The sequence below is a fragment of the Spirillospora sp. NPDC049024 genome (assembly GCF_040649235.1).
Classification (GTDB): Bacteria; Actinomycetota; Actinomycetes; order Streptosporangiales; family Streptosporangiaceae; genus Spirillospora.
This window is the reverse complement of sequence record NZ_JBEZFD010000025.1, coordinates 97,997-124,957: the sequence shown is the minus strand read 5'-3', so window position 1 is coordinate 124,957 and position 26,961 is coordinate 97,997. Positions and strand designations below refer to the sequence as shown.

The 26,961-nt window shown below is 74.1% G+C and carries 28 protein-coding genes; 10 read left to right on the top strand and 18 right to left on the bottom strand.

What is annotated here, in order from left to right:
* Nucleotides 1–46 precede the first annotated feature (46 nt).
* Genes AB0C21_RS35650 through AB0C21_RS35640 form a run of 3 tightly spaced genes read left to right on the top strand, consistent with a single transcriptional unit; the run spans nucleotide 47 to nucleotide 2,549 of the window.
* On the top strand, nucleotides 47–994 hold the full coding sequence (locus AB0C21_RS35650; RefSeq protein WP_500210297.1) for an ABC transporter ATP-binding protein: 948 nt from the start codon (nucleotides 47–49) through the stop codon (nucleotides 992–994).
* Nucleotides 991–1,758 carry an ABC transporter permease gene (locus AB0C21_RS35645; RefSeq protein ID WP_500210295.1) on the top strand — a complete coding sequence of 256 codons (768 nt, stop codon included), beginning with the start codon at nucleotides 991–993 and terminating at the stop codon, nucleotides 1,756–1,758. Before AB0C21_RS35650 ends, AB0C21_RS35645 begins: the two co-directional genes overlap by 4 nt.
* Entirely contained in the window at nucleotides 1,755–2,549 is a 795-nt protein-coding gene (locus tag AB0C21_RS35640) for an ABC transporter permease (protein ID WP_500210294.1), read from the top strand. Before AB0C21_RS35645 ends, AB0C21_RS35640 begins: the two co-directional genes overlap by 4 nt.
* A 52-nt stretch (nucleotides 2,550–2,601) precedes the next feature.
* On the opposite strand, the gene pheT is transcribed toward AB0C21_RS35640, so the two are convergent.
* The 8 genes from pheT to infC form a co-directional block, all read right to left on the bottom strand.
* A complete protein-coding gene (gene pheT / locus AB0C21_RS35635; RefSeq protein ID WP_500210292.1) occupies nucleotides 2,602–5,079 on the bottom strand; it encodes a phenylalanine--tRNA ligase subunit beta in 2,478 nt (825 codons plus the stop codon).
* Nucleotides 5,079–6,188: a phenylalanine--tRNA ligase subunit alpha gene (pheS, locus tag AB0C21_RS35630; protein WP_500210290.1), complete on the bottom strand. Its 1,110-nt coding sequence runs from the start codon at nucleotides 6,186–6,188 to the stop codon at nucleotides 5,079–5,081. The genes pheT and pheS overlap by 1 nt, the downstream gene beginning before the upstream one ends.
* A 133-nt stretch (nucleotides 6,189–6,321) precedes the next feature.
* Nucleotides 6,322–7,410 carry a sensor histidine kinase gene (locus AB0C21_RS35625; RefSeq protein WP_500210289.1) on the bottom strand — a complete coding sequence of 363 codons (1,089 nt, stop codon included), beginning with the start codon at nucleotides 7,408–7,410 and terminating at the stop codon, nucleotides 6,322–6,324.
* 188 nt (nucleotides 7,411–7,598) lie between these two features.
* Nucleotides 7,599–8,090, bottom strand: coding sequence for an STAS domain-containing protein (locus AB0C21_RS35620; protein WP_500210287.1), 492 nt, complete (start codon nucleotides 8,088–8,090; stop codon nucleotides 7,599–7,601).
* A 271-nt stretch (nucleotides 8,091–8,361) separates the two neighbouring features.
* Nucleotides 8,362–9,201: a TrmH family RNA methyltransferase gene (locus AB0C21_RS35615; protein WP_149264767.1), complete on the bottom strand. Its 840-nt coding sequence runs from the start codon at nucleotides 9,199–9,201 to the stop codon at nucleotides 8,362–8,364.
* Between the two features lie 34 nt (nucleotides 9,202–9,235).
* The gene (gene rplT / locus AB0C21_RS35610) at nucleotides 9,236–9,613 is read right to left on the bottom strand and encodes a 50S ribosomal protein L20 (protein WP_141576352.1); all 378 of its coding nucleotides are present in this window, start codon (nucleotides 9,611–9,613) and stop codon (nucleotides 9,236–9,238) included.
* Nucleotides 9,614–9,682: 69 nt separating this feature from the next.
* Complete coding sequence (gene rpmI, locus AB0C21_RS35605) at nucleotides 9,683–9,877, bottom strand: 50S ribosomal protein L35 (RefSeq protein ID WP_067468638.1); 195 nt, start codon at nucleotides 9,875–9,877, stop codon at nucleotides 9,683–9,685.
* A gap of 182 nt (nucleotides 9,878–10,059) precedes the next feature.
* On the bottom strand, nucleotides 10,060–10,590 hold the full coding sequence (gene infC, locus AB0C21_RS35600; RefSeq protein WP_258943360.1) for a translation initiation factor IF-3: 531 nt from the start codon (nucleotides 10,588–10,590) through the stop codon (nucleotides 10,060–10,062).
* 537 nt (nucleotides 10,591–11,127) lie between these two features.
* On the opposite strand from infC, the gene AB0C21_RS35595 reads away from it, so the two are divergent.
* Entirely contained in the window at nucleotides 11,128–11,619 is a 492-nt protein-coding gene (locus tag AB0C21_RS35595; RefSeq protein WP_500210286.1) for an NUDIX domain-containing protein, read from the top strand.
* An 8-nt stretch (nucleotides 11,620–11,627) separates the two neighbouring features.
* On the top strand, nucleotides 11,628–12,566 hold the full coding sequence (locus tag AB0C21_RS35590) for a carbohydrate kinase family protein (protein WP_500210285.1): 939 nt from the start codon (nucleotides 11,628–11,630) through the stop codon (nucleotides 12,564–12,566).
* On the opposite strand, the gene AB0C21_RS35585 is transcribed toward AB0C21_RS35590, so the two are convergent.
* Nucleotides 12,542–13,246, bottom strand: coding sequence for an HIT family protein (locus tag AB0C21_RS35585; protein ID WP_500210283.1), 705 nt, complete (start codon nucleotides 13,244–13,246; stop codon nucleotides 12,542–12,544). The genes AB0C21_RS35590 and AB0C21_RS35585 overlap by 25 nt on opposite strands.
* Nucleotides 13,247–13,396: 150 nt before the next feature.
* Here AB0C21_RS35585 and AB0C21_RS35580 point away from each other — a divergent pair, with 150 nt between their 5' ends.
* Nucleotides 13,397–14,770 carry a prenyltransferase/squalene oxidase repeat-containing protein gene (locus AB0C21_RS35580; RefSeq protein WP_500210282.1) on the top strand — a complete coding sequence of 458 codons (1,374 nt, stop codon included), beginning with the start codon at nucleotides 13,397–13,399 and terminating at the stop codon, nucleotides 14,768–14,770.
* Nucleotides 14,771–14,777: 7 nt separating this feature from the next.
* On the opposite strand, the gene AB0C21_RS35575 is transcribed toward AB0C21_RS35580, so the two are convergent.
* The 7 genes from AB0C21_RS35575 to AB0C21_RS35545 all read right to left on the bottom strand — a co-directional run bounded on the left by AB0C21_RS35575 (nucleotide 14,778) and on the right by AB0C21_RS35545 (nucleotide 22,054).
* Nucleotides 14,778–15,611 carry a shikimate dehydrogenase gene (locus AB0C21_RS35575; protein ID WP_500210280.1) on the bottom strand — a complete coding sequence of 278 codons (834 nt, stop codon included), beginning with the start codon at nucleotides 15,609–15,611 and terminating at the stop codon, nucleotides 14,778–14,780.
* On the bottom strand, nucleotides 15,608–16,768 hold the full coding sequence (gene mltG, locus AB0C21_RS35570) for an endolytic transglycosylase MltG (RefSeq protein ID WP_149264760.1): 1,161 nt from the start codon (nucleotides 16,766–16,768) through the stop codon (nucleotides 15,608–15,610). Before mltG ends, AB0C21_RS35575 begins: the two co-directional genes overlap by 4 nt.
* Entirely contained in the window at nucleotides 16,765–17,223 is a 459-nt protein-coding gene (gene ruvX, locus AB0C21_RS35565) for a Holliday junction resolvase RuvX (protein WP_149264759.1), read from the bottom strand. Before ruvX ends, mltG begins: the two co-directional genes overlap by 4 nt.
* Before the next feature lie 58 nt (nucleotides 17,224–17,281).
* Entirely contained in the window at nucleotides 17,282–19,951 is a 2,670-nt protein-coding gene (alaS, locus tag AB0C21_RS35560) for an alanine--tRNA ligase (protein WP_500210279.1), read from the bottom strand.
* 1 nt (nucleotide 19,952) lies between these two features.
* Nucleotides 19,953–20,273 (bottom strand): hypothetical protein, encoded by a 321-nt coding sequence (locus tag AB0C21_RS35555; RefSeq protein ID WP_149264757.1) that lies wholly within the window; start codon nucleotides 20,271–20,273, stop codon nucleotides 19,953–19,955.
* Entirely contained in the window at nucleotides 20,270–20,686 is a 417-nt protein-coding gene (locus AB0C21_RS35550) for a DUF948 domain-containing protein (protein WP_149264756.1), read from the bottom strand. Before AB0C21_RS35550 ends, AB0C21_RS35555 begins: the two co-directional genes overlap by 4 nt.
* Nucleotides 20,687–20,791: 105 nt before the next feature.
* Nucleotides 20,792–22,054 carry a replication-associated recombination protein A gene (locus AB0C21_RS35545; RefSeq protein WP_500210318.1) on the bottom strand — a complete coding sequence of 421 codons (1,263 nt, stop codon included), beginning with the start codon at nucleotides 22,052–22,054 and terminating at the stop codon, nucleotides 20,792–20,794.
* Between the two features lie 290 nt (nucleotides 22,055–22,344).
* Between AB0C21_RS35545 and AB0C21_RS35540 the strand changes: the two genes are divergently transcribed.
* The 4 genes from AB0C21_RS35540 to AB0C21_RS35525 all read left to right on the top strand — a co-directional run bounded on the left by AB0C21_RS35540 (nucleotide 22,345) and on the right by AB0C21_RS35525 (nucleotide 24,823).
* Entirely contained in the window at nucleotides 22,345–22,794 is a 450-nt protein-coding gene (locus AB0C21_RS35540) for a hypothetical protein (RefSeq protein WP_500210278.1), read from the top strand.
* Nucleotides 22,795–22,899: 105 nt separating this feature from the next.
* Nucleotides 22,900–23,553: a thioredoxin-like domain-containing protein gene (locus AB0C21_RS35535; RefSeq protein ID WP_500210277.1), complete on the top strand. Its 654-nt coding sequence runs from the start codon at nucleotides 22,900–22,902 to the stop codon at nucleotides 23,551–23,553.
* The gene (locus tag AB0C21_RS35530) at nucleotides 23,550–24,179 is read left to right on the top strand and encodes a DUF305 domain-containing protein (RefSeq protein WP_500210276.1); all 630 of its coding nucleotides are present in this window, start codon (nucleotides 23,550–23,552) and stop codon (nucleotides 24,177–24,179) included. The genes AB0C21_RS35535 and AB0C21_RS35530 overlap by 4 nt, the downstream gene beginning before the upstream one ends.
* A gap of 80 nt (nucleotides 24,180–24,259) precedes the next feature.
* The gene (locus AB0C21_RS35525) at nucleotides 24,260–24,823 is read left to right on the top strand and encodes a TIGR03086 family metal-binding protein (RefSeq protein ID WP_500210274.1); all 564 of its coding nucleotides are present in this window, start codon (nucleotides 24,260–24,262) and stop codon (nucleotides 24,821–24,823) included.
* A gap of 43 nt (nucleotides 24,824–24,866) precedes the next feature.
* Here the strand turns inward: AB0C21_RS35525 and AB0C21_RS35520 are convergent, their stop codons facing one another.
* Together AB0C21_RS35520 and AB0C21_RS35515 are read right to left on the bottom strand one after the other, a co-directional pair.
* Nucleotides 24,867–26,102 (bottom strand): DUF349 domain-containing protein, encoded by a 1,236-nt coding sequence (locus AB0C21_RS35520; protein WP_500210273.1) that lies wholly within the window; start codon nucleotides 26,100–26,102, stop codon nucleotides 24,867–24,869.
* 73 nt (nucleotides 26,103–26,175) lie between these two features.
* Nucleotides 26,176–26,925 (bottom strand): peptidylprolyl isomerase, encoded by a 750-nt coding sequence (locus AB0C21_RS35515; RefSeq protein ID WP_149264749.1) that lies wholly within the window; start codon nucleotides 26,923–26,925, stop codon nucleotides 26,176–26,178.
* Between the last annotated feature and the right edge of the window lie 36 nt (nucleotides 26,926–26,961).

Here is a 26,961-nt window from a genome sequence, read left to right as displayed (position 1 = left end):
CGCCTCCTTATGGCCCGCGGGCACGCCTTACGGCGAGCGTCGGAGCATGGAAGCCGCCGTGCACACCTCCCGCCTGCGCCGCACCTACGGGCGCAGGCGCCGGGACCCCGTCGTCGCGCTGGACGACCTGACCCTGACCGTCGCGCAGAACGAGATCCACGGGCTGCTCGGGCCGAACGGCGCGGGCAAGACCACCCTCGTCGAGATCCTCTCCACCGTGCTGCTGCCGTCGGGCGGCTCGGCGCGGATCCTCGGCCACGACGTCGTGACCGACACCCGCACCGTCCGGGCGCTGGTCGGGCTCGTGCTCGGCGGCGACCGCGGCCTCTACGACCGGCTGAGCGCCCGCCGGAACCTGCTGTTCTGGGGCGCGCTCCACAAACTGGACTCCCGGACGTCCCGCAGGCGCGCCGCCGCGCTGCTGGAGCGCGTCGGGCTTGCCGAGCGGGCCGACGAGCCCGTGGAGAGGTTCTCGCGCGGGATGCGCCAGCGGCTCCACCTGGCGCGGGGGCTGCTGCACGAGCCGCGCGTGCTGTTCCTGGACGAGCCGACCTCGGGGCTCGACCCCGTCGCCGCCGGCGCGTTCCGCCGGCTCGTGCTCGACCTGCGCGCCGAGGGCCGCACGTTCCTGCTGGCCACCCACGACATGGACGAGGCCGCGGCGCTCTGCGACCGGGTCACGCTCATCGACCGCGGCCGGATGCTGCTGACCGGCGACCCCGCCGGGATCGGCCGGTTCCTCGGCGACCGCGAGTGCGTCGACTTCACCCACCCCGACGCGGCCCTCGCCGGAGCCCTCGCGGACCTGCCGGACGTCACGGACGTCGAGCACCGCGACGGCGAGGCGTGGCGCGCCCACACCGCGGACCGGGACGGCACCCGCCGCGTCCTGGCATGGCTGCTGGAGCGGGACGTGCTCACCGCGCGGCGCGGCCGGCCGACCCTCGAAGAGGTCTACCTGCGCGCGGTCGGCGACCGGGGGATGCGCGTATGAGCGCGCTCCGCGCGGTGTGGCACGCCGTCGCGCTCCAGGCGGCGCTGTCGCGGCGCGGCCCCGAGCACGCCCTCATCCTGCTCATCGTGCCGATGCAGACGACGACCATGCTGGCGCTGACGGCGCACCGCCCGGACGTCACGGCCAACGCCGTCCTGGCGCCCGGGCTGATCGGGCTGTGGGTCGCCGCCCTCGACTACGCCGGGCGCATCGTGGCCGAGGACCGCTGGGCCGGCCGCATGCCCGCGCTGCTCACCGCGCCCGTCCCGCTCGCCCTGGTGGTGGCCGGGCGGGTCTCGGCGGTCGTGCTCGTGGGCGCGGCCGCGTTCGCCGAGTCCTGGCTGGTGGCCGCCCTCGGGTTCGGGCAGGTGCTGACGGTCGCCGACCCGGCGCTGTTCCTGCTCGCGGTCGCGGTCACCTGCCTCGCGACGATCGGGACCGCGACCCTCATGTCCGCCGTCTTCGTGATGTCGCGGGCCCGGGAGGTCCTGCAGAACTCCCTCGGCTACCCCTTCTACATCCTCGGTGGCATCCTCGTCCCGGCCGCGGCGCTGCCCGGCTGGCTGCACCCCCTCAGCCGGGCGGTCTTCCTGTCGTGGAGCGCCGATCTCCTGCGCGGCGCGGTCCGGGGCGACGCGGGCGGCTGGCCCTGGTCGGTCGCCGCCATCCTCGCGCTGGGCGCGGCGGCGATGGCGGCGGGCCTGTGGCTGACTCAGCACTACGTGGACCGGACCCGGCGGGAGGGGACGGTGGGCTTCGCATGAGGCACGCGCTGCGTATCGCCCGGGAGTCGCTGATCCTCGGGTTCGCCGAGATGAGCGCCGTCTACACGTGGAAGACGTGGACGTTCGGATGGCTGGTGCGGCTGCTGTGCCAGGCCGCTTTCTACGCCCTGCTGGGCCGCTACGTCGGCGACGAGGCCACCATGCGGTACGTGCTCGTCGGCAACATCGTCGTGCTGGCCTGCCTGGAGTCCACCATCGTGGTGATCTCGCTGGCCGGGGAACGGGCCATGGGGACGCTGCCGCTGCTCGCCATCGCACCGTCCGGGCACCTGCCCGTGTACCTGGGGCGCGGCCTGCAGTGGACGGTGACCGGGCTGACCAGCTCGCTCGTCGCCTGGGTCGTCCTGCCGCCGCTGCTGGGCGCCCCGCTGCCCTGGCCGCGCGCCGCGTACGCGATCCCGGTCATCGTGCTGATCCTCGCCGCCAGCTACGGGTACGGCTGCGCGCTCGCGGGCATCGCGCTGCGGCTGCGAGGCGTCGAATGGCTGGTGCTGAACTTCGCCTACGGGATCGTCATGACCTTCGGCGGTGTGAACGTCCCGGTGGAGTTCTGGCCCGGCCCGCTGCGGATCGCGGTGCAGGTGCTGCCGGTGGTGCACGGGCTGGAAGCGGTGCGCGGCATCCTCGACGGCGCGCCGCTCGGCCGCGTCCTGGGGCTCCTCGGGATCGAGGCGCTGGTGGGCGCCGGCTGGTACGCGGTCGCGGCCGTCTCGATGGACCGGCTCGTCTCCGCGGGCCGCCGCGACGGGAGCCTCCGCCACGCGGGCTGAGACGCGGGCGTGCCCCGGACCCGCGCCGGGTCCGGGGCACGCCCGCGCTCCGTCAGGCGCCGCGCAGGGCGGCTCCGGTCCGCTCGGACGCGGCGGCGACGGCGGAGTCGCGGGCCTGCGACGCCTCCTCGGCCGTGAGCGTCCGGTCGGGGGCGCGGAACCGCAGCGAGTACGCCAGCGACTTGCTGCCCTCGCCCACCTGCTCGCCGGTGTAGACGTCGAACAGCCGGATCGCCTCCAGCAGCTCGCCCGCGCCGTCGCGCAGCGCCGACTCGACCTCCGCGGCGGGCGTCCCCGAGTCGACGACCAGCGCGACGTCCTGCACCGCGACCGGGTACGACGACACGTGCGGCGCGCGGACCGCGACCGGCTCGCCCAGGCGGCGCAGCTCCAGCTCCATCGCGCACGACCGCGCGGGGAGCCCGTACGCCTTCGTGACGCGCGGGTGCAGCTCACCGGCGTGCCCGACCAGCGTGTCGCCCGCGTACAGCGCCGCGCAGCGGCCGGGGTGCCAGGGCGCGTGCTGGTCGGCCTTCACCGCCAGCTCGACGCCGACCTCGCGGGCCACCGTGCGGGCCGCCTCGATCGCGTCCGCCCACAGCGCCGGACGGCCCTCGCCCCACCAGCCCGACGGCTCGCGGTCGCCGGACAGCACCACCGCCACCCGGTGCGGCTGGTCCGGCAGCGCCGCCTCCAGCCCGGCGACCTCCTCCGCCGTCGGACCGCGGTCGACCGCGAGGCGCGGCGCGCGCTCCGGGGCGTCCGGACGCGGCCGGAACACCACGCCGACCTCGAACAGCGCGGCGTCGCCGAAGCCGCGCCCCACGTTGAGCGCCAGCACCTTGAGCAGCCCCGGCAGCAGCGTGGTGCGCAGCAGCGGCTCCTCCTCCGACATCGGGTTCGCCAGGCGCAGCGTCCGCCGCCGCGCGTCGTCTGCCGGGAGCTGGAGGCCGTCCAGGTCCTTCTCGGCGACGAACGGGAAGGCCAGCGCCTCCACGTAGCCTGCGCCGGCGAGCGCGCGGCCCACCCGGCGGCGCAGCCGCTGCTGCGCGGTCAGGCCCTTGCCCGCCGCCGGGCGCGGCGCCCGGGCCGGGATGTCCTCGTACCCCTCCAGCCGGATGACCTCCTCGGCGAGGTCGTTGGGCGCGGTCAGGTCGGGGCGCCAGGACGGCGGCGTCACCGTGAGCACGTCGTCGCCGGCCACCGTGCAGCCGACCTGCTCCAGGCGGCGGACCACGGCGTCCCTGCCGTAGGTCACGCCCGCCACCCGGTCGGGGTGCCCGGCGGGCATCGTCACCGCGGCCCGCTCGACCGGCGCCTCGGCGTGGGTGACGCCGGGCACGATCTCCGCGCCGCCGAGCTCGGCGAGCATCCGCACCGCCCGGTAGGAGGCGTACAGCGGCAGCTCGCGGTCGACGCCGCGCTCGAACCGGTGGGACGCCTCGCTGTGCAGGCGGTGCCGGCGGGCCATCCGGGCGGTGCCCATGGCGTCGAAGTGCGCGGCCTCGATCACCATGTCGCTCGACCGGTCGTCGATCTCGGTGGCGAGCCCGCCCATCGTGCCGGCCATCGAGATCGGCCCCGACTCGTCGGTGATGAGGATGTCGTCGGGGTCGAGGGTGCGCTTGACGTGGTCGAGCGTCTCCAGCTTCTCGCCGGGCGCGGCGCGGCGCACGACGATCGGGCCGGTGAGCTTGCCCCGGTCGAACGCGTGCAGCGGCTGCCCGAGCTCCAGCATCAGGTAGTTGGTGACGTCGACCGCCAGCGACACCGGCCGCATCCCCGCGCGGTGCAGGCGCACCTGCATCCACATCGGGGTCCGCGCGTCCGGGTCGAAGCCGCGCACCTCGCGCAGCACGAACCGGTCGCACGCGGACGGGTCCCCGATGCTCGCCGGGTAGGACGGCCCCTCGCCGGCAGGCACTTCCACGTCCGCCGGGTCCTTGAACGGCACCCCGTAGGCGATGGCGGCCTCGCGGGCGATGCCGCGGATCGACAGGGCGTAGCCGCGGTCGGGCGTGACGGCGATGTCGAGGACGTCGTCGCGCAGCCCGAGCTGCTCGATCGCGTCCGCGCCGACCGGGGCGTCCGGCGGCAGGACGAGGATGCCGCTGTGGTCGTCGCCGATGCCGAGCTCGGTCACCGAGCAGATCATGCCCTCGGACATCCGGCCGTAGGTCTTGCGGGCGCCGATCTCGAACCCGCCGGGGAGCACGCCGCCCGGCAGGATGACCACGACGCGGTCGCCGACCGCGAAGTTGGTGGCGCCGCAGACGATGTTCTGCGGCTCCCCGGTGCCGTTGGCGTCGCCGACGTCCACCTGGCAGTAGCGGATCGGCTTCTTGAAGCCGGCCAGCTCCTCGATCGCCAGGACCTCGCCGACCACGAGCGGGCCGGTGATGTCGGCGCCGGCGTGCTCGACCGTCTCGACCTCCAGGCCCGCCGCGATCAGCTCGGCGGCCAGCGCCCGGCCCGTGACGCCGGCCGGGAGCTCGACGTACTCGCGCAGCCAGGAAAGCGGGGCCCGCATCAGATCTCCATCCCGAATGGGAGGGTGAACCGGACGTCGCCCTCCACCATGTCGTACATGTCCTCCACGCCGTGCCGGAACATCAGCGTCCGCTCGACGCCCAGCCCGAACGCCCAGCCGCTGTAGCGGTCCGGGTCGACCCCGCAGGCCACCAGCACGCGCGGGTTGACCATGCCGCAGCCGCCGAGCTCGATCCAGCCCTCCGAGCTGCAGGTGCGGCACGGCTCGGCGCCCGGCTCCGCGGACGCGCCCCGGCACACGAAGCACTGCATGTCCACCTCGGCGGACGGCTCGGTGAACGGGAAGAACGACGGCCTGAACCGCGTCTTCAGCCCTTCGCCGAACATCCCGGTGACGAACGCGTCGATGCCGCCGCGCAGGTCGGCCATCGTCAGGCCCTCGTCGACCGCGAGCCCCTCCAGCTGGTGGAACACCGGGCTGTGCGTGGCGTCGAGCTCGTCGGTGCGGAACGTGCGCCCGGGCGCCACCACGTACACCGGCAGCGGCCGCGACAGCAGCGACCTGATCTGCATCGGCGAGGTGTGGGTGCGCATCACCAGCCCGGAGTCCTCCGACTCGACGAAGAAGGTGTCCTGCATCGTGCGGGCCGGGTGGTCGGGCAGGAAGTTGAGGGCGTCGAAGTTGAACCACTCCGCCTCGACCTCGGGCCCGTCGGAGACCTCGAAGCCCATCGAGACGAAGACGTCGACCATCCGCTCCTGCATGGTGGTCAGCGGGTGCCGGGCGCCGCGCGGGGCGCGGTCCCACGGCAGCGTGACGTCGACGGTCTCCTCGACGAGGACGCGGCGGTCGCGCTCCTCCTCCAGTTCGGCCTGGCGCGCCTTGAGCGCCTGGGCCACCGCGCCCCGGGCGGCGCCGATGCGCTTGCCGGCCTCGGCCCGGGCCGCGGGCGGCAGCGCGCCGATCTCGCGGTTGGCGAGGGCCAGCGGGGAACGGTCGCCGGCGTGCGCCAGCCGGACCTGCTTCAGGGCGTCGAGGTCGGCGGCCGCGGCGATCGCCGCGAGCGCCTCGGCGCGGGCCCGCTCCAGCTCCTCGGGCTGGAGCGCGGACACCTCGACGGGGTCATAGGACTTGTTGGGTGCAGACATGGTGGTGTGATCGACTCCGGTCGGCGTGGGACGCCCGCAGTCTAGTGCGCGGGCGGTGGACATCCGGAAAGCGTGCGCGTGACGCGCTGGCCCGCCCAGGGGTCCCGTGCCGTGCCGCGGATACGGGCCGCGGTCAGCCGGCGTAGTCGGGGGCCCCTGCGGGCACGGTAAATCGGAACTCGGCGCCGCCGCCGGGCGCCCGCCGCACGGTGATCACGCCGCCGTGCGCCTCGACCAGGCCCTTGACGATGTAGAGCCCGAGGCCGGTGCCGCCGCGGCGGCTGCCGCCGGGACCGCGCCAGAACTGCCGGAAGACGCGCTGGGCGGCCTCGGGCGGGATGCCCTCGCCCTCGTCGCGCACCGACACGGCCGCTCCCTCCTTATGCGCGTCCGGCTCCACCACAATGGTGACAGTGCCCGCCCCGTGGCGCACCGCGTTTTCGACGAGATTGCCCAGGATTTGATCCATCTTGTCGGGATCGAGCCACATCTCGGGCAGCTCGCCGCGCGTCTCGAAGCGGAAGCGGTCCTCCGGCTCCCCCGCCGCGACCCGGCCCGCGATGACCTTGCGGACCTCCTCGGGGAGGTCGACGACCTGGCGGCGCATCTCCAGCCGGCCCGCCTCGATGCGGGACACGTCCAGCAGCTCGGTGATCAGCCGGGTGACGCGGTCGGCGTCGGCGTTGACGGTCTCCAGCATCACCCGCTTCTGGTCGTCGTTGAAGCGGTGCCACTTGGCCAGCAGCGTCGCGGTGAACCCCTTGACGCTGGTCAGCGGGGAGCGCAGCTCGTGGGCGACGGTGGAGACGAGGTCGGCGCGGTCGCGCTCCTGGCGGGCGCGGTGCAGGGCGTCGCGCAGGCACACGGTGAACCGTTCCACACGGCGTTCGGCGTCGCGCCGGTACGCCGCGGTCACGAGCACCTCGGTGCCGCCGGGAAGGAACAGCACGCGCTCGGGATGGCGGGTGCGGGTGGACAGCCCGTCGTAGGGGGCGAGGCACTTCCACCAGTCGCGGCCCTCGGCGTCGTGCAGGGGCAGGACGTCGCGGAAGTCGCGCCCCAGGGCGGACCCGGCGGGGATGCCGGTGATCCGCGCGGCGGCGGCGTTGAACACGACGACGCGGGCGTCCCGGCCCGCGACCATCAGCCCGTCGGGCAGGTCGTCCGGGCCGCTCCCCTCGGGGCCCGGCCCGGACCCCGTCTCGGGTCCGCGCGCGGCCACGAGAGGGGATTCCTCTCCGCCCACAGCGGCCTCCAGAACACCGGTGAGAACGCGGCCTGTCGGAAAGAGACTCTAGCCCGAGTCGGACCCTTAACGGGACCCGGAAACCGCCTCGCGGCAAGGCATGTGTAGCCCTCGTGCAGGGGGTCGCCGCGGCCCGCGGAGGGCCTCATCAGGACATCCGCGGCTCATCCGGACCTCGTGGGCGAGTCGTGGTCCGACAGCGCGGCCTCGACGTCGCGGTGGATCGCGAACAACCGGTGCAGGCCGGTGATCTTCAGCAGTCGCAGCTGCGCGGGGCGGACCCCGGCCAGGGCGATCTCCCCCCCGGCCGCGGAGATCTGGTTGTGCGCCGCGACCAGCGCGCCGAGCCCGGCGGCATCGCAGAACGGCACGGCGGCGAAGTCGGCCACCAGGCGGCGCGGCCGGGCCCCGGGCAGCCGGCCGTGCAGCTCGACGAGCCGGTCGCGCAGCGGCCCGGCGGTGCGCAGGTCGATCTCCCCCGCCACCGCGACGACGGCCGTGTCGGCCCGCACCCGGGCGGTCTCGATGCGCAGCCCGTCGGCGGCGGGCGCGCCGGAGGCGTCCGGGGCGGACGGCGCCCGGCCCGCGCCGGCCCGGCACCGCACCTCCGGGGGACGCCGGCCCGCCCTTCCGGCTCGCCTGGTCTCCTCGGTCATACGCTCGCCCCCACTCCGTGCGGCCTCGTCGCCGCCCTGGTCAACGCACTGATCAACAGGTTAGGCGCGGCATCGCGGCAACGTGATCCCTCGCCGGTCGCGGTTCCCGCTCCTACCCGCGAACGAGTCCCGCGCGGCGGCAGGCCCCCCATGCCCCGCGTCCACGCGAAGACCATCTTCGCAGCTCACCGGTCGCGAGGCGGCACCTGTCGCGACCGCATGCGGCCATTCGATCACGGAACGCATCGAACGTCCGCGACCGCGGCGTGTCTCACGCGCGGCCCGGACCCGCTCCCTGGGCGGCGCGCTGCGCGCGGGCCGACGCATACAGGCATACGGCCGCGGCCGTCGCCAGGTTCAGGCTCTCGGCCCGCCCGTAGATGGGCACGCGGACGACCTCGTCGACGTGCCGCAGGATGTCGTCGGGCAGCCCCCACGCCTCGTTCCCGAACACCCAGGCCGTGGGGCGCGCGAGGACTCCCTCGTCGATCGCCTCGTCGAGGGTGCGGTCGCCCGCGCCGTCGGCGGCGAGGACGGTGAGGCCCGCGCCCTTCAGCTCCGGGATCAGCGTGTCGAACCGTGGGCCGACGACGACCGGCAGGTGGAACAGGCTGCCCGCCGAGGCGCGGACGCACTTGCCGTTGTAGGGGTCGACGGACGCGTCGGTGAACACGACCGCCTCCGACCCCGCGGCGTCGGCGGTGCGCAGGACCGTCCCCGCGTTCCCCGGGTCGCGGACGTGCGCGAGCACCGTCACCAGCCGGGGGCCGGCCTCCAGCGCCTTGCCGAGCGGGACGTCGACGAACTCGCAGACCGCCAGCAGCCCCTGCGGGGTGACGGTCTGGGCCAGCTCGGCCATGATCTCGCCGCTGACGCGCAGCACCGGCACTCCGGCGCGCTCGGCGGCGAGCACCAGCTCGGGATGGCGGGCCTCCGCCTCGGCCGTGGTGAACAGCTCGGCCAGCCCGCCGGGGATCTCCAGCGCCTCCCGCACCGCCTGCGGCCCCTCGGCGAGGAACCGGTTCTCGCGGCGCCGGAAGGCGCGTTTGGCGAGCCGCCGAGCGGCCTTCACCCGTGGTGATCGGAGAGAGGTCAGCTCGCGGCCCGCCATGTCGCTGTGATCGCCCGTGTGCCGGTCGCCCGGCTCAGGCCGCCTCCGTACCCTCGGCCGGGAGCGCGTCCTTGGCGACCTTGACCAGGGCGGCGAACGCCGGGGCGTCGTTCACGGCCAGCTCGGCGAGCATGCGCCGGTCGACCTCGACCTCGGCGGCCTTCAGGCCCTGGATGAACCGGTTGTAGGTGATGCCGTTGGCGCGGGCCGCGGCGTTGATCCGCTGGATCCACAGCCGGCGGAACTGGCCCTTGCGGTCCTTGCGGTCCCGGAAGGCGTAGGTCATCGAGTGGAGCTGCTGCTCCTTGGCCTTGCGGTACAGGCGCGAACGCTGACCGCGGTAGCCGCTCGACCGCTCCAGGACGACCCGACGCTTCTTGGCGGCGTTGACCGCCCGCTTCACGCGTGCCACGTGCTGACTCCTTCGTGGGGGCCGGGGCCATGCTGGCCTCGGCCGGTCGGCGATGTTCCCGGTCGAGTGCTACTTGCGCAGCAGCTTCTTGATGTTCTTGGCGTCGGCGTCGGCCACCACGGCGGGGCCGGACAGCCGGCGCGTCCGCTTGGTGGGCTTGTGCTCGAGCAGGTGGTTCTTGTTGGCGCGGCGGCGCATCACCTTGCCGGAGCCGGTCAGCTTGAAGCGCTTCTTGGCACCGCTGTGGGTCTTGGTCTTCGGCATGGTCGCCGTCGTCTCCCTCTTTCCCGGCCTCCGTGCCGACCGGCATGGAGGCGCGCCTGATCGGCGCATCGCACGGCGATCCGTGGACGCGCCAGGTCAGGCTTCAATGTACGTACGCCGCGACTTCGCTGAGCCGCGAGGTCGCGATGGGGGCCGCCGTGGAGCCGGCCCCGGACCGGCCGTCAGACGGTGGTCTCCGACTCCTGCCCGCGGGCCGTCTTCTTCTTGTGCGGACCGAGCACCATGATCATGTTTCGGCCGTCCTGCTTGGGCCGCGACTCGACGAAGCCGAGCTCCTCGACGTCGTCGGCGAGCCGCTGCAGCAGCCGGAAACCGAGCTCGGGACGGGACTGCTCACGACCACGGAACATGATCGTGACCTTCACCTTGTCCCCGGCCTTCAGGAACCGCACCACGTGACCCTTCTTGGTCTCGTAGTCGTGCGGGTCGATCTTCGGGCGGAGCTTGATCTCCTTGATGACCGTGTGCGCCTGGTTCTTCCGCGCCTCACGCGCCTTCATCGCGGACTCGTACTTGAACTTGCCGTAGTCCATGAGCTTCGCGACGGGCGGACGCGCGGTGGGCGCCACCTCGACGAGGTCGAGGTCCGACTCACGCGCGAGTTCAAGGGCCTTGGCGATGGGCACGATGCCCACCTGTTCGCCGTTCGGGCCGACGAGCCGGACCTCGGGCACGCGAATGCGGTCGTTGATACGCGGTTCGGCGCTGATGGGACCTCCTTGGGGCCGTTCTCAAGTTCGTTGGACCGGTCGTACCCCGAGGCTTCCACGAGAAAAGCCCCGCACGACTCACGCGCGGGGCCACCTTCGGTCTCCCGGGAACGGCAGTACCGCCCGGGAACGACGGCGGGACGAGCCCGAAGCCCGTTCGCCGGACCGAGAACCCACCGGCCTTGGGCCGGTCAGGTGGGAGGTGGCCTCCGCTTGAGCGCCCGGCACACGCCACCATCTGGTCGCGCGCACAGGGCCGGTCGACCACCAAGAATACCACCCGATGGGACTCGGTGCGCCATGCCCGGACGCCTCGCGCGGCCCCTCGCGACGCGGACGTCCTGACGGGGTACGCCGTCCCGTACAACCGGCCGGGCAGCGCCGCCATTCCCGCGGCCCGCGCTCCCCGCCGCGAGGTGAGGGTGTTCTGGCCCGGCGGGCGTCTCGGCGCCGCGGCCGCGGCTTGTTACGGTGGAGCCGAGACGGCCCGGTGGGCCGGCACCTGGGAGGTCTCCCGCGATGCCCTCGGTCGACGCCGGCGACGCCGGCCCCCTCACCGCCGTGCCGCCGGTCCGGCTCCAGTTCGCGCAGAAGGCCTTCATCGTGTCCGGCGGGCGGCTGCTGCTGGTCCGCAAGGCCGCCTCCGACCCGTTCCACCCGGGCCGCTGGGAGGTGCCCGGCGGGCGGCTGGAGGAGTCGGCCGACCTCGATCTCGACGACCACATCCGCCGCGAGGTCTGGGAGGAGGTCGGCCTCAAGATCGATCCGGGGCCCCCGTTCCACCTGTGGCAGTGGTTCATGCCCGACCGCGGCACGCCCGGCGGGCAGATCCGGGTGGTGGCGGCGGCGCGCCGCTGCCGGCCCGTGACCCTGGACGCCACGCTGGAGAACCAGGACACGAGCGACCACCTGGACCGGTGCGCCTGGGTGCCGCTGGGCGAGGTCGGCGGCTACGAGCTCATCCCGAGCCTGCGCCCGGTGATGCGGGCCTTCCTGCTTCCGGCCGGCTGAACCGGGACATGGCGCCGCCGCGATCCCCCCTCGAACGGCCGGGCCTCGACGGCGTCGCCGAGCGCCGCTTCGCGCTCTTCGTCGTCGGCGACGCGGGGATCGAGGTGCGCGCGTCGCTGCCGGGCGTCCGGTTCGCCGACCTCGGCGCCGACCGGCTCTGCTACGCCCCCGCGCGGTTGATGGCCGCGGGGACGGCCGTGAACCTCGCCCGGTGCGCGGTGGGCTACTTCCGCCGCGTCGACGTGCTGGCCAAGGTGGGCGACGACGACTACACGGAGGCGATCCGCCGCGAGCTGTGCCGGATCGGCGCAGCCGACCGCCTGGTCGTCGAGCCCGGCGTCCCGAACGGCGTGTCGGTCATGCTGCGCGACGACCACGACGGCCGCGGGCCCGGCGTCCGGCTGCTGGTCGTCCAGGACGAGCCGCCCGCCCGGCGGCTCATCCCGGCGGACGTGCGCGCCGCGGCGGCCGGCATCGAGGAGGCCGACGTGCTGGCCGTGGACGGCTACGCGCTGCTGGCCGCCGACTCCCGCGCGGCGCTCCACGAGGCGGTGCGCACGGCGCGGGCGGCGGGCACCCGGGTGGCGTTCGACGTCGTCCCCCACGACATCGACGCGCGGCTCCCGGCGTCCTGCGTGCTGCCGGTCCTGGAGCAGGCCGACCTGGTCGTCTCCGAGGCGCACACCCTCGCGCGCCTGCTCGGGCATCCGCCGCCGGCCGGCGGCCGCGGACCGCGGGACCTGCTGCCGGTGCTCGACCGCGCGGTTCCCGGCGGCCCCCTGTGGCTGCTGCGGTTCGGCCCGACGTCGCTGGAGCGGGTGCTCGCCCACCGGCGGGGGCGGGCGCCGATGGAGTACCCCACCGGCTACGCCGCCGGTGTGCGGCGCGCGGGGTTCGGGGACCGGCTGACCTCGTGTGAGCTCTACTGGTGGCTGTCGGGCGGCTGACCGGTGCCGGGCAAGGCGGCCGCCGCCGTCCGCATCGCCCGCAGGGTGCGCAGGAACCGCCGCCTGCTGGCGGGCAGCCCGAAGGTCTCCTGCCAGCGCCAGGCCCGCTCGGGGCCGGTGGACGCCACGGCCCAGCGCAGGAACTGGCTCCGCACCCCGTCGCCGGGGTGGACGGTCGCCGCGCCGCCCTCTTCGATCAGCAGGTAGGACCGGCCGGAGCGGTAGTGGGCCCGTAGGGTCGCGTGGTCGGCGGGCGCGCCGGGGCGCCCCTCCCCCTCCACGACCGCCCGCACGCCCGGTGTTCCGGGGAGGAGGTGCCAGTGCGCGTGGTCGATGCACGCGCCGCCGCCCTGGGGGCTCGCGGGCCCGTGCTCGAACAGCAGCAGGTCGCCGGCTCCGTACGCCTCCCGGTAGAGGCGGGCGACGCGGTCGCGCCACCGCCACGCGCGCTCCCACATCACCCGGGGGAAGTCCCCGGCGCACTGGTGGTGCTCGCGCGTCACCAGCAGGAGGTGCCCCTCGGTGAGCGGCGCGACGTCCGGGATCAGGAAGAAGTCGCGGTCGCCGGCGATGACGCCCGACTCGCCGGGCAGGCCGGCCATGCCGTTGAAGCGGAACCGCAGCGGGGGGCACAGGACGCAGTCGTGATCGGGCTCGTCCCGGGCGGTCGGCTCGGCCAAGCCACCTCCAGCATCGCGGAACGCGGGAGCGGTCTCCCTCCAGCGTGCCCTGCGCCGCGCGCCCGCGCCCGCCGCGGCGCGGGCACAGACGCGGGACCGCGGGGTACAAATCCCGGCCCGCCGGGAACAACAACAGCAGAAGGCCGAACCGTGAACCAGACACCCCCGCTCCCCTCCCCGGCGCCCCGCCCGTCCCGCGCCACCGCCAGGCGCGGCGGCGCCCCCGTCCCCGTCATCGACATGGCGGTCCTCGACGCCCGGCTGAACGAGTCGCTGGACGTCCTGCGCGACACCTACGCGCCCGCGCTCGGCACGGGCGGAGGCTGGTACCACGAGCTCGCGCGGCCGGAACCCGGCACCACCGCCACCGCGCTCGGGCTGATGGCGTTCGCCGAGGCGGGGCGCGCGTTCGAGTACTTCGACGACGGCCTGGCGCTCCTCGCCGCCCGGCAGACCCGGTCCGACGACCCGCTGCGCGACGGCGGCTGGGCCACCAAGACCAGCCTCGGCATGCCGGTGGTCGAGGCGACCGGCTGGATCGCGCGGTTCCTCGCCCGCGCCCGCTGCGAGCTGCGCGACGACGCCCCCGACCTCGGGCGCGCCTACCGGTGGCTGCTGCGCAACCAGAATCCCGACGGCGGTTGGGGCTCGCTGCGCGGCTGCCCGTCCCGGGTGTGGCTGACGTGCCTCGCGCTCCGCGCGCTCAGCGAGCTCAACCCCTACGACCCGGCCGTCGACCGCGGCGTCGAATGGCTGACGGCGGACCGGACCGCGCACCGCCCCGCCTGGGGCCCGACGCAGACGTCCCTGCCCACCGTCACCCACACCGCCTTCGCGCTGGTGACGCTGGCCGAGGCGCGCCCGTGCCTGCGGACCGAGCGGCTGCTGGACGCCTACGACTGGCTGCTGGAGCACCTCGACCCCGACGACGACCACACGTGGATCGAGACCTACGGCGTCTCGCCGTGCACCGCGCCGGAACGCGGGCCGGAGCCGGTGTGGCGGCTCGCCCTCTGGCATTACGGGCTGCCGATCGCGCTCACCGCGCTGCTGCGCGACCCGCGCGGCCCGCACGGGCCGACCGTCGCCCGGGCGTTCCGGACGCTGGTGCGCGGGGAGGTCGCCGACCCGCGCTGGAACGGCTACCCGGGGAGTGGGCGCACGTCGCTGTGGACGCTGTGGTGGCGGCTGGAGACGCTGGTCGCGCTCTCGCGGACCCCTCTCGCCGGGAGCGCCGACGTCCTGCACTGGCTGCCGGACGCGATGGTCGTGCAGCGCGCCCACGCCCGGGAGCGTCCGCTGGCCGACCTGCTCCCGCACCGCCGCCTCGTCGACCCGGTCGGGCTGGCCCAGCGGCACTGGGCGGCGTTCCTGCTGAGCCTGGTGTGCGCCGGCAGCTCGCTCGGCGTCGCCGTGGGGCTGTGGGGCTGGAAGGACTTCTGGCTGAGCGTGATCCTGCCCATCGTCCTCACCAGCGTCGACGAGTCGGTGAAGCGGCGCCGCGCCCAGCGGGCGCCGCCCTGAGGCGGGGTCAGGTGCGGCGGGCGAGTTCCGCCTCGCCCGCGGCGCGCATCGCCTCCACCGGCACGTCGTCGCGGCCGGTCATCAGGGCCACCTGCCGGACGGCCTGGTGCAGCAGCATGGCGAAACCGCCGACGACCGTGCCGCCCGCCCGCTCGACGGCCGCCGCGAGCGCCGTGGGCCACGGCGCGTACACGACGTCGAACAGCGCCGCGCCGGACTCGGCGACCGGCCCGGCGTACGCGTCGGCGGCCCGCCCCGGGAGCGTCGACACCACGAGCTCCGCCGGGAGGTGCGCCGGCGCCTCGTCGAGCGTCACGACCCGGACCGCGAGCCCGAACCGCTCCCCCACCCCGGCCGCGCCGGCGGCGCGCTCCGGGGTGCGGACCGCGAGGACGGCCTCGCGCGTGCCGAGCCCGGCGAGCGCGGCCAGCGCGGACGCGGCGGTCGCGCCGCCGCCGAGCACCAGCGCCGTGGCCGGGGCCTTCAGCCCCGCCTCGGCGAGCGCGGTCTCGATGCCGTACACGTCGGTGTTGTCGCCGTGCCGCCGCCCGTCCCGGAAGACGATCGTGTTCGCGCCCCCGACCTTCACCGCGAGGTCGGAGACGGTGTCCACGAGGCCGAGCGCGACGCGTTTGAGCGGCATGGTCAGCGACAGGCCCGCCCATTCGGGCCCGAGCCCGTCCAGCAGCGCGGCCAGGCCGTCCTCGCCGCACTCGACCGCGTCGTAGGACCAGTCGCCCAGCCCCATCGCCGCGTACGCCGCCCGGTGCAGCACCGGCGACAGCGAATGCGCGATCGGTGACCCCAGCACCGCGGCGCGGTGCCCCGTCGTGTCCGTCACTGGCCCGGGTGCGCCTTCTGCCAGGCCCGGAACTCCTTCTCGATCGCCTGCCGCTCCTGCTCCGTCGTGGCGAACTTGGTGACCTTGTTCGTCGGGTCGGTGGCGATGAAGTACAGCCACGTCCCCTCCGCCGGGGTCAGCGCCGCCTCGATCGCGTCCGGCCCCGGGTTGGAGATGGGGCCGGGGGGCAGACCCGGGTGCAGGTAGGTGTTGTAGGGCGAGTCGGTCTGCAGGTCCTTCTCGGTGACGGTGAGCCGCCGCTCGTTCAGCGCGTACAGCACCGTCGTGTCGAACTGCAGCTTCATGCCCTTCTCGACCCGGTTGTAGATGACCCGGGAGATCTTCGGCAGGTCGCTCGGCTTGCCGCCCTCGGCCTGGACCAGGCTGGCGAGCGTCATGACCGTCGCCGGGTTCATGCGCGCCTTGCGCGCCTTGCCGACGAGGTCGACGCTCTCGGCCTCCCTGTTGAAGCGCCCCACCATCTCCTTGAGGATCTGCTCCGCCGTGCCGTTCGGATCCAGGTCGTAGCGGCCCGGGTACAGGTACCCCTCGATCTTGCCCCGCGCGTAGGAGGGCAGCCCGAGGCTCTTCGGCCGCCTCGCCACCGCCTGGAACTCCTTGACGGAGATGCCGGTCTTCTTCGCCAGCAGCTCGTAGACCTCGACGGCCCGGCGCCCCTCGGGGATCACGATCTGGTTCCCGGCCCGCGACTTCGGGTCCAGCAGCAGCGCCACCGCCGCGGCCGACGACATCCGCAGCCGCAGCTGGTAGAAGCCCGGCTGGATGCTGGAGGCGCGGGTCTCCTTGTTGTAGGTCTTCACGAACGCCCGGGAGCTCTTGACGACCTTGTGCTGCTCCAGCGTCGCGCCGATCACCGACCCGGTCGCGCCGTCCTTGATCTGGACGGTGACCTTGCCGGAGCCCTCGCCCTTGTAGTCCGGCGGGTTCCACTTGTTGTCGAGCCACGCGAACCCGAGGACGCCGCCGGTGCCGAACACCGCCACCAGGAACGCCATCGCGAACAGCGCCGCGGCGCGCCCGCTGCGCTTGCGGCGCTTCTGCCGCTTGCGCCGGCGCCGCTGGTCGCGCCTGCCGTAGGGCTCCTCGCGCGGAGGACCGTCGCCGTACGGATCGGAGAAGAGGTCCAAGTCGTTCATGAGCTCCCCTGAACGATCTCCCCTGGGGGGCGTCCGGTCAACCGCTCCGCGTCAAGGGCCGCCTGGAGCAGGACCGCCGCGGCGGCCTGGTCGACCACCTTGCGCCGGGCCTGGCCGTGCACTCCCCCGGCCCGCAGACCGCTCTCGGCGGTGACGGTGGTGAGCCGCTCGTCGTGCAGCCGGACCGTCTCCGGGGGAAGGCGGTCGGCGAGCCTGGCCGCGAACCTGCGCGCCGCCTGCGCCGCCGGGCCCTCCCGGCCCGACAGCGAGGTGGGCAGCCCGACGACCACCTCGATCGCCTCGTGCTCGCCGACCAGCTCAACGAGCCGGTCGACGTCCCCCTTGCCGCTCTTCACCGTCTCCAGCGGAGACGCGAGGATCCCCCCGGGATCGCACCGCGCGACCCCCACCCGAACGCTCCCGACGTCAACCCCCAGCCGCACGCCCGTTCTCATACCCTCGCCTCCGCTGGCCGGTGGCGAGGGGCGTTCGTCCTGCCCCGTCGTGCCGGGCTCACGCGGCCCCTACTGCCTGCTCGACGGCGGCGAGGGCATCGCCGATGGCGGCGGGGTTGGCGCCGCCTCCCTGGGCGAGGTCGTCCTTGCCGCCGCCGCCTCCGCCGAGCGCCTTGGCGGCCAGGCCGACGAGCGCGCCCGCCTTGAGGCCGCGGTCGCGCGCGCCCTGGGTGACGGCGATGACGACGACGGGACGGTCCTTCGGCACGCCGGCGACCATCACGACCGCGGGGCGCGCCGTGAGCCGGCCGCGGATGTCGACGGCCAGCTTGCGCAGGTCGTCGGCGCCGGTGCCGTCGGGGGCGCGGTGCCCCACGAACGCGGTGCCGCCCACGTCCTTGGCGCCGTCGGCGAGGGACCCGGCGATGGCGAGGACCTGCTGGGAGCGGAGCTTCTCCAGCTCCTTCTCCGCGTCGCGCAGCCGGGTGACCACGCCGGAGATGCGCTCGGGCAGCTCCTCCTTGCGGGTCTTCATCTGCTCGGCGAGCTGCGCCACGAGGACGCTCTCGCGGGCCAGGAACCGGAACGCGTCGATGCCGACCAGCGCCTCGACGCGGCGGACGCCGGCGCCGATGGACGACTCGCCCAGCACCTTGACCAGGCCGAGCTGGCCGCTGCGGGCGACGTGGGTGCCGCCGCACAGCTCGCGGGAGTAGTCGCCGACCTCGACCACCCGGACCTCGTCGCCGTACTTCTCGCCGAACAGCGCGAGCGCGCCCATCGCGCGGGCCTCGTCGATCGAGGTGTGGAAGGCGCGCACGTCGAGGTCGCCGACCAGGACCTCGTTGACCTCGTCCTCGACGTCGCGCAGCACGCTCGCGGGGACGGCGCCGGACGCGGTGAAGTCGAACCGGAACCGGCCGGGCGAGTTCTCCGACCCGGCCTGCGCGGCGGACTCGCCGAGCGCGCGGCGGAACCCGGCGTGCACCATGTGGGTCGCGGTGTGCGAGCGGGAGATCGCCCGGCGGCGCTCCACGTCGACCTCGGCGTAGGCGGTGTCGCCGGCCTGCGCCTCGCCGCTGCGGACCCGGCCGCGGTGCACGATGAGCCCGGCGAGGGGCGCCTGCACGTCCGTCACCTCGACGACGGCGCCGTTGCCGAACCGGATCACGCCGTGGTCGGCGAGCTGGCCGCCGCCCTCGGCGTAGAACGGGGTGCGGTCGAGGACGACCTCGACCTCGGTGCCCTCCCCGGCGGCGGGCGCGTTGGCGCCGTTCACCAGCAGCCCGACGAGGCGGGCGTCGCCGGCGAGGCTGCCGTAGCCGGTGAAGTCGACCCTGCCGCCGGCGCCGGTGAGCAGCTCGTCGAGGACGGAGACGTCGAGGTTGCCGGTCTTCTTGTCGCGGGCGTCCTTCTTGGCGCGGTCCCGCTGCTCCTTCATGAGCCGGCGGAAGCCCTCCTCGTCCACCTGGAGGCCCTGCTCGGACGCCATCTCCAGGGTGAGGTCGATCGGGAAGCCGTAGGTGTCGTGCAGCTTGAACGCCTGCTCGCCCGCCAGGGTCGCGCCGCCGGAGCGCTTGGTGTCCGCGACGGCGGTGTCGAAGATCGCCGTGCCGGTGCGCAGCGTCTGCAGGAAGGAGTCCTCCTCGGCATCGATGACCGTGTGGATGTTCGCGGCGGTGCGCACCAGCTCGGGGTACTGCTCGCCCATCGCCTTGATCGCGACGGCGGTCAGCTCGTGCATGAGGCCGGCGTCCTGCCCGCCGAGCAGGCGCAGGTTGCGGATCGAGCGGCGCAGGATGCGGCGCAGCACGTAGCCGCGGCCCTCGTTGCCGGGGCGGATGCCGTCGGCGACCATCATCGTCCCGCTGCGGACGTGGTCGGCGACGACGCGCAGCGACACGTCGGCCCGGTGCTCGCGGCCGTAGGCGGTGCCGGTCAGCCCGGCGGCGCGGTCGAGGACCCGCCAGAGGGTGTCGGTCTCGTAGATGTTGTCGACGCCCTGCAGGATCGCCGCCATGCGCTCGAGGCCCATGCCGGTGTCAATGTTCTTGGCCGGCAGGTCGCCGAGGATCGGGAAGTCGGTCTTGCTCTCGCCGGGGCCCCGCTCGAACTGCATGAAGACGAGGTTCCAGACCTCCAGGTACCGGTCCTCGTCGGCGACCGGGCCGCCCTCGCGGCCGTACTCGGGGCCGCGGTCGTAGTAGATCTCCGAGCAGGGGCCGCACGGGCCGGGGACGCCCATCGACCAGAAGTTGTCCTCCATGCCGCGCCGCTGGATGCGGTCGAGGGGGACGCCGACCTTGTCGTGCCAGATGTTCAGGGCCTCGTCGTCGTCGTGGAAGACGGTGACCCACAGCTTGTCCTCGGGGAACCCGAAGCCGCCGTCGGCCCGCGGCCGGGTCAGCAGCTCCCAGGCGAACGGGATCGCCTGCTCCTTGAAGTAGTCGCCGATGGAGAAGTTGCCCAGCATCTGGAAGAAGGTGGCGTGCCGGGTGGTCTTGCCGACCTCCTCGATGTCGGGGGTGCGCACGCATTTCTGGGCGCTCGTCATCCGCTGGGAGGGCGGGGTGCGCTGGCCGAGGAAGTACGGCTTGAACGGGACCATGCCGGCGTTGACCAGCAGCAGGGTCGGGTCCTCGGCGACCAGGCTGGCCGAGGGCACCACCGTGTGCCCGCGCTCCTCGAAGAATCCGAGGAAGCGGCGTGCGACCTCTGCCGACTCCATATCAGTGGCCATCCTTGTCGTTCTCGATGATCGTGTATCTCGCCTTGAGCACGCGGCGGGACGGCGGTCCCCCGCCGTCCGGCGGAGCCTGGTCCATGCGGACGGCCTCGCGCAGCTCCTCCTCGCGGGCCCGCATCTCGGTACGGACGTCGGAGGCGAAAAGCCTCAACCGCTCGCCGGCGCCCTGGCCGGTCGACACCGCCCGCGCCGCGACGCTCTCGGGCGACAGGGCGCGCGTGAACCGCTCCACGCGCCGCTTGACGCGGTGCGTGGCGTAGACGCCGGCGCCCGCGCCGACCGAGAGCCAGAACAGCCGCCTCATCTGCGCCCCTTACCCGAGGAGCGGGCCTGCAGTTCCGGGCGGCCGGACGCGGCGCGCCCCTCGCCGTCGCGGCCGCCGAGGGCCTTGCGGACGCCGTAGGAGAAGGCGGCGGCCTTCACCAGCGGCCCGCCGACCACCGAGGTCATCACGGTGGTGACGGCCGAGACGTTCTGCGTGACGCCCGCGACCTGCTTGGTGATGACGTCGGTGCGGCCGAGCTGCTCGTTCGCGCGCTTCACCGTCCGGGCCATGTCGTCCATCAGCGGGCCGGCCTGGTCGCCGATGTCGTGCACGAGCTCGCTGGCCTCGCCGAGCAGCCGGGAGAGCTTCAGCAGGGTGAGCGCGATGAACGAGACCAGCACCGCCCAGAACACCGCCACGATGAGGGCTGCTAGCTGTCCACCAGTGAGCATCAGGGCTTTCCGTTCGCGTGGGGTCGGCACGGGGCCGGGCATGGCCTGACAGACCTTACCGGTCTACCAGGCCCCATGGCGGGAGCACCGGCCGGGGAAGATCGATCAACGCCGGTCGGCGGTGCCGCGCAGCACGGAGCGGATCCGCGCGAGGACCTCGGTGAACCGCGCCTCGGCGCCGTGCCTGGTGGGGCGATAGTACTCCCGCCCGTCCACGGCGTCGGGCGCGTACTGCTGCCGGACCACGCCGCCGGGGTGGTCGTGGGCGTACTTGTAGCCCTTCCCGTGCCCGAGCTTCGAGGCGCCCTTGGAATGCCCGTCGCGCAGGTGCTTGGGGACGGGCCCCGCAAGCCCCTTGCGGACGTCGCCGAGCGCGTCGTCCACCGCCCTGATCACGGCGTTGGACTTCGGCGCCAGGGAGAGATGGATCACGGCCTGGGCCAGGTTGATGCGGGCCTCGGGCAGGCCGACGAACTCCACCGCCTGGGCGGCGGCGACCGCGGTCTGCAGCGCGGTCGGGTCGGCCATGCCGACGTCCTCGCTGGCGTGCACGATCAGCCGCCGGGCGATGAACCGGGCGTCCTCGCCCGCCTCGATCATGCGGGCCAGGTAGTGCAGCGCCGCGTCGACGTCGCTGCCGCGGATGCTCTTGATGAACGCGCTGATGACGTCGTAGTGCTGGTCGCCCTCGCGGTCGTAGCGGACGGCGGCCCGGTCGACGGCCTTCTCCAGGACGTCGACGTCGATGGTCGCGCCCTCGTCGACGACGAGCGCGGCGGCCTCCAGGTAGGTGAGGGTGCGGCGGGCGTCGCCGCCGGCCAGCCGGACGAGGTGGTCCTCGGCGGCGGGGTCGAGGGCGACCGCGCCGTCCAGCCCGCGCTCCTCGGTGAGGGCGCGGCGGATCACCTCGCGCAGGTCGTCCTCGCCGAGCGGCTCCAGGGTGAGCAGCAGCGAGCGCGACAGCAGCGGGCTGATGACGGAGAAGAACGGGTTCTCGGTGGTGGCGCCGATGAAGGACACCCAGCGGTTCTCCACGGCGGGCAGCAGGGCGTCCTGCTGGGCCTTGTTGAAGCGGTGCACCTCGTCGACGAACAGGACCGTCTGGCGCCCCGTCATGCCGAGCTCCCGGCGCGCCAGGTCGATCTCGGCGCGGACGCGCTTGACGCCGTCGCTGACCGCGGAGATCTCCACGAAGCGGCGGGAGGTGACATGGCTGACGACGGTGGCCAGGGTCGTCTTGCCCGTTCCCGGCGGGCCCCACAGCACGAGCGACATCGGCACGTCCCGGTCGACGAGCTGCCTGATCGGCGTGCCGGCGCCGAGCAGGTGGCCCTGCCCGACGACCTCGTCCAGGGAGCGGGGGCGCATGCGGACGGCGAGCGGCTGCTCCGCGCCGCCCCGGGCGGGCGCCGCCGGCGGCTCCGACCGCGCGTCCGCCGGGACCGCGTCGCCCCCGTCCCGCTCCGGAGCGTCGAAGAGGCCCTCCGGCTCGCCCGATTCCGTCCTGCTGGTCACGCTCCGACACTATCTCGCGGCGCGGACGGTCCCGGACCGGCGGCGGCCGCCGGCGGGGGGCTGCGCGGGAGCACGGCGGACGGGAACCCGGACGGCGGCCGCGGCGTTGGAACAGCCCGGAAGGCGCGATCAGGAGAGTGACGGTGTCCGCAACGGCCCCACGACCGCGCCACGGGCTGGCAGGTCTGCTCGTGGCGCTGTTCGTCGTGGGCGGCCTGGTGTTCAGCTACGGGCTGGGCCACGCGCCGCCGCCGCGGATCTGCACCCAGCACGCCGTGAGCGCTCCCGTCGGCGCCCCCTGGGCCTTCACGGGCCATGGTGACGCGGGTGCCGGGGCATCGGCGCTCCACGGCTCTCACGGCCCTGCACAGGGTGCTACGTCCGTCTCTCCGGTGAAGGCTCCGGCGCACGTTCCCATGAACGCGTGCCTGTGCCTGGCCGTGCTGTTCACCCTCGTCCTGCTGGCCCTGGCCGCCGGCCTGCGCAGGCCCCTCTCCCGCCTGCCCGCCCGTTTCGGCTGGACGCTCTCTCCGCCGTCCGGCGCCGGGCTCGTCCTCGCGTTCTCGCCCTCCCTCCAGGTTCTCCGGCTGTAGACGGACCGGCCCCACGGCCGTTTCGCGCGCCCGCATCACCCTTCTGCCGATGCGGCGCCGCGCCCTGTCCGTACCGACCTACAGCACCCCTGAGAGGACACCCGCATGTCCAAGAGCGCCCGCAACAAGAACGCGCGCGGCAACACCGCCACGAAGAACAGCGGCACGAAGAACCGCGCCAGGAAGAACGCTCCCAAGAACGCGCTGACCCAGCGCGAGGTCCCGTGGGGAGGCATCGCGTTCTTCACCGTGATCGGCCTGGTGGCGGTCGTCGCCATCGGCTTCGCGTTCATGCAGACCAGGTCGTCCGCCGACGAGTCCCTGCCCGGCCTGGTGACGAAGGACGGCCTCGGCCGCGGCCACGTCGGCGGCGCCGTCAAGTACGACACCGACCCGCCGATGGGCGGCGACCACAACCCTGTCTGGCAGAACTGCGACGGCCGCGTCTACGACGCGCCGCTGCGGAACGAGCACGCCGTCCACTCGCTGGAGCACGGCGCCGTCTGGATCACCTACGGCCCCGGCCTCGCCGCGGACCAGCTCGACGTGCTCAAGGGCAAGGTCGGCGCCACCGACTACACGATGCTCAGCCCCTACCCGGCCCAGGGCTCGCCCATCGCGCTCACCGCCTGGGGCCGGCAGGTCCGGGTCCAGAAGGCCGACGACCCGCGCGTGGACCGGTTCCTGCGGTCCTTCGTGAAGGGGCCGCAGACCCCCGAGCCGGGCGCGGCCTGCTCCGGCGGCAAGGACACCCCGTGAGCGCCGCCCCCGCGGCTCCGCGGGGGCGGCGCGCCACCGTCGTCCTCGCGGTCCTGGTGCTGGCCGTCGGCGCCGTCCTGGTCGCGCTCGCCGTCTCCCGCTCGGAGCGGCCGGGCACGGACGGCCCCGAGGCCGGGTTCGCCCGCGACATGAGCGCCCACCACGCCCAGGCGGTGCGGATGTCGTTCGTCGTCCGGGACCGCACGGAAGATCCCGAGACGCGGCTGCTGGCCTACGACATCATCAACACCCAGTCCGCCCAGATCGGCATGATGACGGCCTGGCTGGACGAGTGGGACCTGCCGAAGACCGATCCGTCCGGCCGCATGCGCTGGATGTCCGGACACGGCGGCCGCCACGGCGGCGGCGAGGCCGCGATGCCGGGCATGGCGCCGCGCGGCCGGCTCGCCGAGCTGGAGAAGGCGTCCGGCCGGGCCGCCGAGGTGCTGTTCCTGCAACTGATGATCGCCCACCATCGCGGCGGCGTCGGCATGGCGCGGGCGGTGGTGGAGCGCACGGGGCACGAGCGGGTGCGGCGGCTGGCCCGCACGATGGTCGAGGGGCAGCAGGCGGAGATCACGCAGATGAACGCGATGCTCCGGCAGCGCGGGGCCGCCGCCGTGTGATCGGGCGCCGTGTGATCGCGCGCCCGCCGGCTTCGCCATAGCGCTTGACAGCGCCGTCGGATCGCGGGTCACTGACCACCATGGCTCACAACCTCAGCGGCTACCACCGGGCCCTCGACCTCTTCGAGGGCCTGGTGGCCGGCGTCCCCCGCGACGGGTGGGACGCGCCGTCGCCCTGCGCGGGGTGGACCGCCCGGGACGTCGCCGGGCACGTGACCGGCGGCCAGTTCCTGGTCCGGGCGCTGGCCACGGGAGAGCCCGAGCCGGACGTCAACTCCGCCCCGGCGCGCTTCGTCCCGGGCGACGTCCTGATGAGCTGGCGGGCCGCCCGCAAGGAGTGCGCGGCGTCCCTCACCCCGGACGCGCTGGACCGTCCCATCCCGTTCGGCGGGCTGGGCGAGCTGCCCCTGGGCGACTTCCTGGAGGGGTACATCCTGGAGCCGCTGGTGCACGCCTGGGACCTGGCGCGGGCGACGGGCCAGCCGTCGCGCCTGGACCCCGACCTCGTCCACCACGCGTTCGCCACCGCCCAGGTGGTCGCCGCCTCGCTCCGGGCCGAGGGCCACCTGGCCCCGCCCCTGCCCGCCCCGCGAGGCGCGGACGAGCAGACGCGCATGCTCGCCTTCCTGGGGCGCACGGCCTAGAGACCGGGAGAGCGGCCCGGCGCCGGAGAGGACGGCTCGGAGGTCAGGAGAACTCGGCGAGGGTGCGCTCGGCCTCTTCCAGCCAGGCGCGGCGGGCGCTGAGGGCCTCCTCGGCCTCCTTGACGTCCTTCGCGCGGCCGGCCTCGCGGGCCTTGCCGAGCCGCTTCTCCAGCTGCTCGATGGAGCTGCGCAGCTGGTTGACGGTGGCCTCGGCGCGGGCGCGGGCCTCGGGGTTGGTGCGGCGCCACTCGTTCTCCTCGGCGGAGCGGACGGCCTCCTCGATCTTGCGGAGCCGTCCCTCCAGCCGGTCGCGCTGGTCGCGCGGCACCATCCCGGCGGCCTCCCAGCGCTCCTGGATCGCGCGCAGGGCCTGCCGTGCCTGCCGGACGTCGCGCACCGGGAGCAGCCGCTCCGCCTCGGCGAGGATCTTCTCCTTCTCCTCGGCGTGCTCGCGGAACTCGGCGTCGCGCTCGGCGAACGCGGCGCTGCGGGCCTGGAAGAAGGTGTCCTGGGCGCCCTTGAAGCGGGCCCACAGGTCCTCCTCGACGTCCCGCGAGGCGCGCCCGGCCAGCTTCCAGCGGCGCATCAGGTCGCGGTACGCGGCGGCCGTCTCGCCCCAGTCGGTGGAACCCGACATCGCCTCGGCCTCGGCGACCAGGCGCTCCTTCTCCCGCCGGGCCTCCTCGCGCTGGTCGTCGAGGGTCGCGAAGTAGGCCTTGCGGCGCTTGGTGAAGGCGTTGCGCGCGGACGACAGCCGCTTCCACAGCGCGGTCTCGGTGGGCCGGTCGATGCGGTCGGCGGCCTTCCACTCCTCGACCAGCTGGCGCAGGCGCTCGCCGCCGTTCTTCCAGTGCGTCTCCTCGACCGCGATCCGCTCGGCCTCGGCGACGATGCGCTCCTTGACCTCGCGCGCCTCGTGCCGGTGCTGCTCGCGCTGGGCCTTGACCTCCTCGCGGCGCCGCCCGACCTGCTCGGACAGGCCGTCGAGGCGGCGCAGGAGGGCATCGAGGTCGCCGACGGCGTGCGCCTCGGCGACGGCCTCGCGGAGCCGGTCGATGCTCTGCTGGGCCTGGGCCGGCTGCAGGTCGGTGGTGCGGACCCGCTGCTCCAGCAGGCCGATCTCGGTGACGAGAGCGTCGTACTTGCGCTTGAAGTAGGCCAGGGCCTCTTCGGGCGCGCCCGCCTGCCAGGACCCGACGACCCGCTCGCCGTCGGCCGTCTTGACATAGACGGTGCCGTCCTCGTCCACCCGGCCCCAGGGATCGGTCGCGCTGGACACCCTTGCCTCCTGAATCGCGGGTCCGGACGCGCTCACGGCGGCCGGACCCTCCACACCTTAGTATCCCGTTCGCCTATTTCCCGGCGATCGTGACGTCCTGGATCTCTACCTTCTTCTTGGGCGCGCCGTCGCCCTTCGGGTCCGAGCCCGCGGCGGCGATCTTCTTCAGCACGTCCAGCCCCTTGGTGATCTTTCCGAAGACCGTGTAGTCCGGCGGGAGCTGCGAGTCCTTGTAGACCATGAAGAACTGGCTGCCGTTGGAGTCCGGCAGGCTGCTGTGCGCCATGGCGAGCGTGCCCTCGGTGTACGTGGCGCCCTCGGTGTTCTCGTTGGCGAACTGGTAGCCCGGCCCGCCGGTGCCCTTCGCGGTCGGGTCGCCGCACTGCAGGACGTTCAGGCCGCCGCTCGTCATCCGGTGGCACGTGGTCTTGTCGAAGAAGTTCTTCTGCGCCAGGTACGCGAACGAGTTGACCGTGCACGGCGCCTTGCTGCCGTACAGCTGCATCTCCACGTCGCCCTGGTTGGTCTTCATCGTCGTCTGCACGACGTCCGAGTAGGCGGGCTTGCCCGGAGGGGTGCCGATGCCCTGGGGCGCGCCGTCCTGCTTGGCCGCCTTGTAGGTGCACTTGGGCCCCGCCGCCGTGGACTTGTCGTCCTTGCTGAGCACCATGAACGCGGCGCCGCCCACCACGATGACCGCCACCACCGCCGCGGCGGTGATGATCTTGAGTCGGCGCGCCCGCGCCGCCTCCTGCGCCTGCCGCTGCTGCTGGCGCTCGTAGCGCTGCCGCGCGAGCTGCTTCTTGCGGTCCTTCGCCGCCACGTGCCTCGCCTCTCCGGTGTGATCAGGTGAACGTGC

Bases quoted from the DNA above. Each gene is read 5' to 3' on its own strand.
- AB0C21_RS35590 (WP_500210285.1), top strand. From the start codon at position 11,628: ATGGCGCCGCCGCGATCCCCCCTCGAACGGCCGGGCCTCGACGGCGTC.
- AB0C21_RS35525 (WP_500210274.1), top strand. From the start codon at position 24,260: ATGGCTCACAACCTCAGCGGCTACCACCGGGCCCTCGACCTCTTCGAG.
- AB0C21_RS35550 (WP_149264756.1), bottom strand. From the start codon at position 20,686: ATGCTCACTGGTGGACAGCTAGCAGCCCTCATCGTGGCGGTGTTCTGG.
- pheT (WP_500210292.1), bottom strand. From the start codon at position 5,079: ATGCGGGCCCCGCTTTCCTGGCTGCGCGAGTACGTCGAGCTCCCGGCC.
- AB0C21_RS35595 (WP_500210286.1), top strand. From the start codon at position 11,128: ATGCCCTCGGTCGACGCCGGCGACGCCGGCCCCCTCACCGCCGTGCCG.
- rpmI (WP_067468638.1), bottom strand. From the start codon at position 9,877: ATGCCGAAGACCAAGACCCACAGCGGTGCCAAGAAGCGCTTCAAGCTG.
- alaS (WP_500210279.1), bottom strand. From the start codon at position 19,951: ATGGAGTCGGCAGAGGTCGCACGCCGCTTCCTCGGATTCTTCGAGGAG.
- AB0C21_RS35615 (WP_149264767.1), bottom strand. From the start codon at position 9,201: ATGGCGGGCCGCGAGCTGACCTCTCTCCGATCACCACGGGTGAAGGCC.
- AB0C21_RS35620 (WP_500210287.1), bottom strand. From the start codon at position 8,090: ATGACCGAGGAGACCAGGCGAGCCGGAAGGGCGGGCCGGCGTCCCCCG.
- ruvX (WP_149264759.1), bottom strand. From the start codon at position 17,223: ATGAGAACGGGCGTGCGGCTGGGGGTTGACGTCGGGAGCGTTCGGGTG.
- mltG (WP_149264760.1), bottom strand. From the start codon at position 16,768: ATGAACGACTTGGACCTCTTCTCCGATCCGTACGGCGACGGTCCTCCG.
- pheS (WP_500210290.1), bottom strand. From the start codon at position 6,188: ATGTCTGCACCCAACAAGTCCTATGACCCCGTCGAGGTGTCCGCGCTC.
- AB0C21_RS35645 (WP_500210295.1), top strand. From the start codon at position 991: ATGAGCGCGCTCCGCGCGGTGTGGCACGCCGTCGCGCTCCAGGCGGCG.
- AB0C21_RS35535 (WP_500210277.1), top strand. From the start codon at position 22,900: ATGTCCAAGAGCGCCCGCAACAAGAACGCGCGCGGCAACACCGCCACG.
- AB0C21_RS35650 (WP_500210297.1), top strand. From the start codon at position 47: ATGGAAGCCGCCGTGCACACCTCCCGCCTGCGCCGCACCTACGGGCGC.
- AB0C21_RS35555 (WP_149264757.1), bottom strand. From the start codon at position 20,273: ATGAGGCGGCTGTTCTGGCTCTCGGTCGGCGCGGGCGCCGGCGTCTAC.
- AB0C21_RS35545 (WP_500210318.1), bottom strand. From the start codon at position 22,054: ATGCGCCCCCGCTCCCTGGACGAGGTCGTCGGGCAGGGCCACCTGCTC.
- AB0C21_RS35640 (WP_500210294.1), top strand. From the start codon at position 1,755: ATGAGGCACGCGCTGCGTATCGCCCGGGAGTCGCTGATCCTCGGGTTC.